The organism is Pseudomonas sp. NPDC087598, assembly GCF_044743525.1.
GTDB lineage: Bacteria > Pseudomonadota > Gammaproteobacteria > Pseudomonadales > Pseudomonadaceae > Aquipseudomonas.
Genome location: NZ_JBIUWQ010000129.1, coordinates 1 through 3,850 on the forward strand (window position 1 = coordinate 1; position 3,850 = coordinate 3,850).

Annotated in this window: 2 protein-coding genes; both read right to left on the bottom strand. The window is 55.0% G+C overall.

Translation table 11 applies throughout. The features are described 5' to 3' along the window. Positions 1–170: 170 nt before the first annotated feature. On the bottom strand, positions 171–2,567 hold the full coding sequence (gene lon, locus ACIOWE_RS29885) for an endopeptidase La (protein ID WP_401398548.1): 2,397 nt from the start codon (positions 2,565–2,567) through the stop codon (positions 171–173). A 163-nt stretch (positions 2,568–2,730) separates the two neighbouring features. Then, a partial coding sequence (clpX, locus tag ACIOWE_RS29890; RefSeq protein WP_401398550.1) for an ATP-dependent Clp protease ATP-binding subunit ClpX occupies positions 2,731–3,850 on the bottom strand: 1,120 nt, incomplete at its 5' end.

Sequence of the window (3,850 nt, forward strand, 5' to 3'; positions counted from 1 at the left end):
CAATCAGTTCCGTATTGTTCACTCTAAGTCCCATTATATCTATTTTGAGATGTTTCTAATTTTTTTGGTGAAAGCAAAAACGAGTGCTGAATGGCCTACAGACACTTAAGAGCCGCTTTATAACAAGGGCTCTAAAAAGCTGTCAAGGAAGCCACCCAGGCAAAAACGTATTAATGCGTGCTAATTCTTTCCTTAGAGTCAGACTCGCGTTTTTCATCCTTGGCAACTATCTCCGGAGCCACATCCGGCAAGGGCTCCGGCGCGTATTGCAGCGCAATTTGCAGGACCTCGTCAATCCATTTAACCGGTTTAATCTGCAGATCCTGCTTGATATTGTCAGGAATCTCCTTCAGATCGCGCACGTTCTCTTCCGGAATGATCACAATCTTGATTCCACCACGGTGGGCCGCCAGCAGTTTTTCCTTCAAACCACCAATCGCCAGCACCTGACCACGCAGCGTGATTTCACCCGTCATGGCAACATCGGCGCGCACCGGGATACCGGTCAGTGCCGACACCAGCGCCGTGCACATGCCCACACCGGCGCTAGGGCCGTCTTTCGGCGTCGCCCCTTCCGGCATGTGGATGTGCGTGTCGCGCTTCTCGTGGAAGTCCACGGGAATGCCCAGACTCTTGGCACGGCTGCGAACAACGGTCAGCGCCGCGGTGATCGATTCGACCATCACATCGCCCAGTGAACCGGTTTTGATCAGTTGACCTTTACCCGGCACCACAGCGGCTTCGATGGTCAGCAATTCGCCACCCACCTGAGTCCAGGCAAGGCCGGTCACCTGACCGATCTGATCCTGTTGCTCTGCCAGGCCGTAGCGGAATTTACGCACACCAAGGAAATGCTCCAGCAAGTCAGCTGTCACTTTTACCGAGAAGCGTTTTTCCAGCGCGTGCTCTTTCACAGCCTTGCGGCAGACCTTGGCGATCTGACGTTCGAGGCCACGCACACCGGCTTCGCGGGTGTAGTAACGAATGATGTCGCGGATTGCTTCTTCATCAAATTCGATTTCGCCCTTCTTCAGACCGTTGGCAGTGATCTGTTTTGGCGACAGGTATTTGACTGCGATGTTGATCTTCTCGTCTTCGGTGTAACCCGGCAGACGGATGACTTCCATACGGTCGAGCAGCGCCGGCGGGATGTTCATCGAGTTCGAGGTGCACAGGAACATCACATCCGACAGGTCGTAATCGACCTCCAGATAGTGATCGTTGAAGTTGTGGTTTTGCTCTGGATCGAGCACTTCCAGCAACGCCGACGCCGGATCGCCACGCATGTCGCTGCCCATTTTGTCGATTTCATCGAGCAGGAACAGCGGGTTGCGCACACCCACCTTTGTCATCTTTTGAATCAATCTTCCCGGCATCGAACCGATGTAAGTCCGGCGGTGACCACGAATTTCCGCTTCATCACGTACGCCACCCAGGGCCATACGCACGAATTTACGGTTGGTGGCATGGGCAATCGATTCCGCCAGCGAGGTTTTACCCACGCCCGGAGGACCGACCAGGCACAACACCGGTCCACGGATTTTCTTCACGCGTTTTTGTACGGCGAGGTACTCAAGGATACGTTCCTTGACCTCTTCGAGGCCGTAGTGATCGGCATCGAGAATGTCTTCTGCGCGCGCCAGGTCCAGGCGCACCTTGCTCTGCGCCTTCCACGGCACCTGCACCAGCCAGTCGATGTACGAGCGCACCACGGTGGCCTCAGCGGACATCGGCGACATTTGCTTGAGCTTGTTCAGCTCGGCAGTGGCTTTGGCCAACGCGTCTTTCGGCAAACCGGCAGCGTCGATACGCTTTTTCAGGTCTTCGATTTCGTTGTGGCCTTCGTCGCTGTCGCCGAGTTCTTTCTGAATGGCCTTCATCTGCTCGTTCAGGTAGTACTCGCGCTGACTGCGCTCCCTTTGCTTTTTTACGCGGCCACGAATGCGTTTTTCGACTTGCAGCAGATCGATCTCGGCATCCAGCAACGCCAGAACGTGCTCGACCCGGGCCGACAAATCGATGATTTCGAGGATTTCCTGCTTCTGCTCGATCTTCAACGCCATATGCGCAGCCATGGTATCGACCAGGCGGCCCGGCTCATCGATGCTGTTGAGCGAAGACAGGACTTCAGCCGGGACTTTTTTGCCCAGCTGTACATATTGTTCGAACTGCGACAGCAGTGTGCGCACGAATACTTCGGATTCGCGCTCGGCGGCGTCAACTTCTTCGATCAGCGAGACTTCGGCACGGCAGTGGCCGTCGACTTCACTGAAGCGTTCGACAGTTCCGCGCTGCTCACCCTCGACCAGAACCTTTACGGTGCCGTCAGGCAGCTTGAGCAGTTGCAGAACAGTGGCGATGGTACCTACGCGATAGAGAGCATCTTCACCGGGATCATCATCAGCCGGATTTCTCTGGGCCAGCAGCAGAATCTGCTTGTCACCCGTCATCGCTGCCTCGAGGGCTTCGATGGATTTCTCGCGCCCCACGAACAGCGGGATAACCATGTGCGGATAAACCACGACATCACGCAATGGCAGGAGAGGCAATTCGATGGTTGTCTTCATGATTTCGCCTCTACGGCGGCCATATGGCCGTAATCAGATGGAATTAAGCTTGAAACCAAGATGGGGGCTGCCTTGAAAAAAAACAAGCGCAAAGCGGATGTAAAAAACGACATAAAAAAAAAGAGGCCCGAAGGCCCCTTCTTTATTTCGGCAGAGTGAACGCTTATGCGTCCGGCGCTGCCTTGGCTGTCGGCTCACTGTTCTCGTAGATATACAGTGGCTTGGATTTGCCTTCAATCACACTCTCGTCGATCACGACTTTGCTCACCTCGGACTGCGAGGGGATTTCGTACATCGTGTCGAGCAGTACACCTTCGAGAATCGAGCGCAGGCCACGAGCACCGGTTTTACGTTCCAGGGCACGCTTGGCGACCGATTTCAGTGCGTCGGAACGGAATTCCAGATCCACACCTTCCATCTCGAACAGCTTGGCATACTGTTTGGTCAGAGCATTTTTCGGCTCGGTGAGGATCTGCATCAACGCAGCCTCATCCAGCTCGTCCAGCGTCGCGAGGACCGGCAGACGACCGACGAACTCAGGGATCAGACCGAACTTGACCAGATCGTCAGGCTCGACTTCACGCAAGGATTCACCGACTTTTTTGCCTTCTTCCTTGCTGCGCACTTCTGCGTTGAAACCGATGCCACCTTTGGTGGAACGGTTCTGGATAACCTTCTCGAGACCCGAGAACGCACCACCGCAGATGAACAGGATGTTACGGGTGTCGACCTGCAGGAATTCCTGCTGCGGGTGCTTGCGGCCACCTTGCGGCGGTACGGAAGCGACCGTGCCTTCGATCAACTTGAGCAAGGCCTGCTGCACGCCTTCACCGGAAACATCACGGGTGATCGACGGGTTGTCGGACTTGCGGGAAATCTTGTCGATTTCGTCGATGTAGACAATACCCATCTGGGCCTTTTCTACGTCGTAATCGCATTTCTGCAACAGCTTCTGAATGATGTTCTCGACATCTTCACCAACATAACCCGCCTCGGTGAGGGTGGTTGCGTCAGCGATGGTGAACGGAACGTTCAACAAGCGAGCCAGCGTTTCCGCCAGCAGGGTTTTACCCGAGCCTGTCGGGCCGATCAGCAGGATGTTGCTCTTGCCGAGTTCGACGTCGTCAGCCTTTTTGTCACGCTGATTCAGGCGCTTGTAGTGGTTGTACACCGCTACGGCCAGAACCTTTTTCGCACGCTCCTGACCAATCACATACTGATCAAGGATGCCGCTGATTTCTTTAGGCGAAGGCAATTTATGCGCGCTGCTTTCGGCCTGGGCT

What these genes read in the sequence shown, in the direction of transcription:
- lon (WP_401398548.1), bottom strand. Translation starts at nt 2,567, where the DNA reads ATGAAGACAACCATCGAATTGCCTCTCCTGCCATTGCGTGATGTCGTG.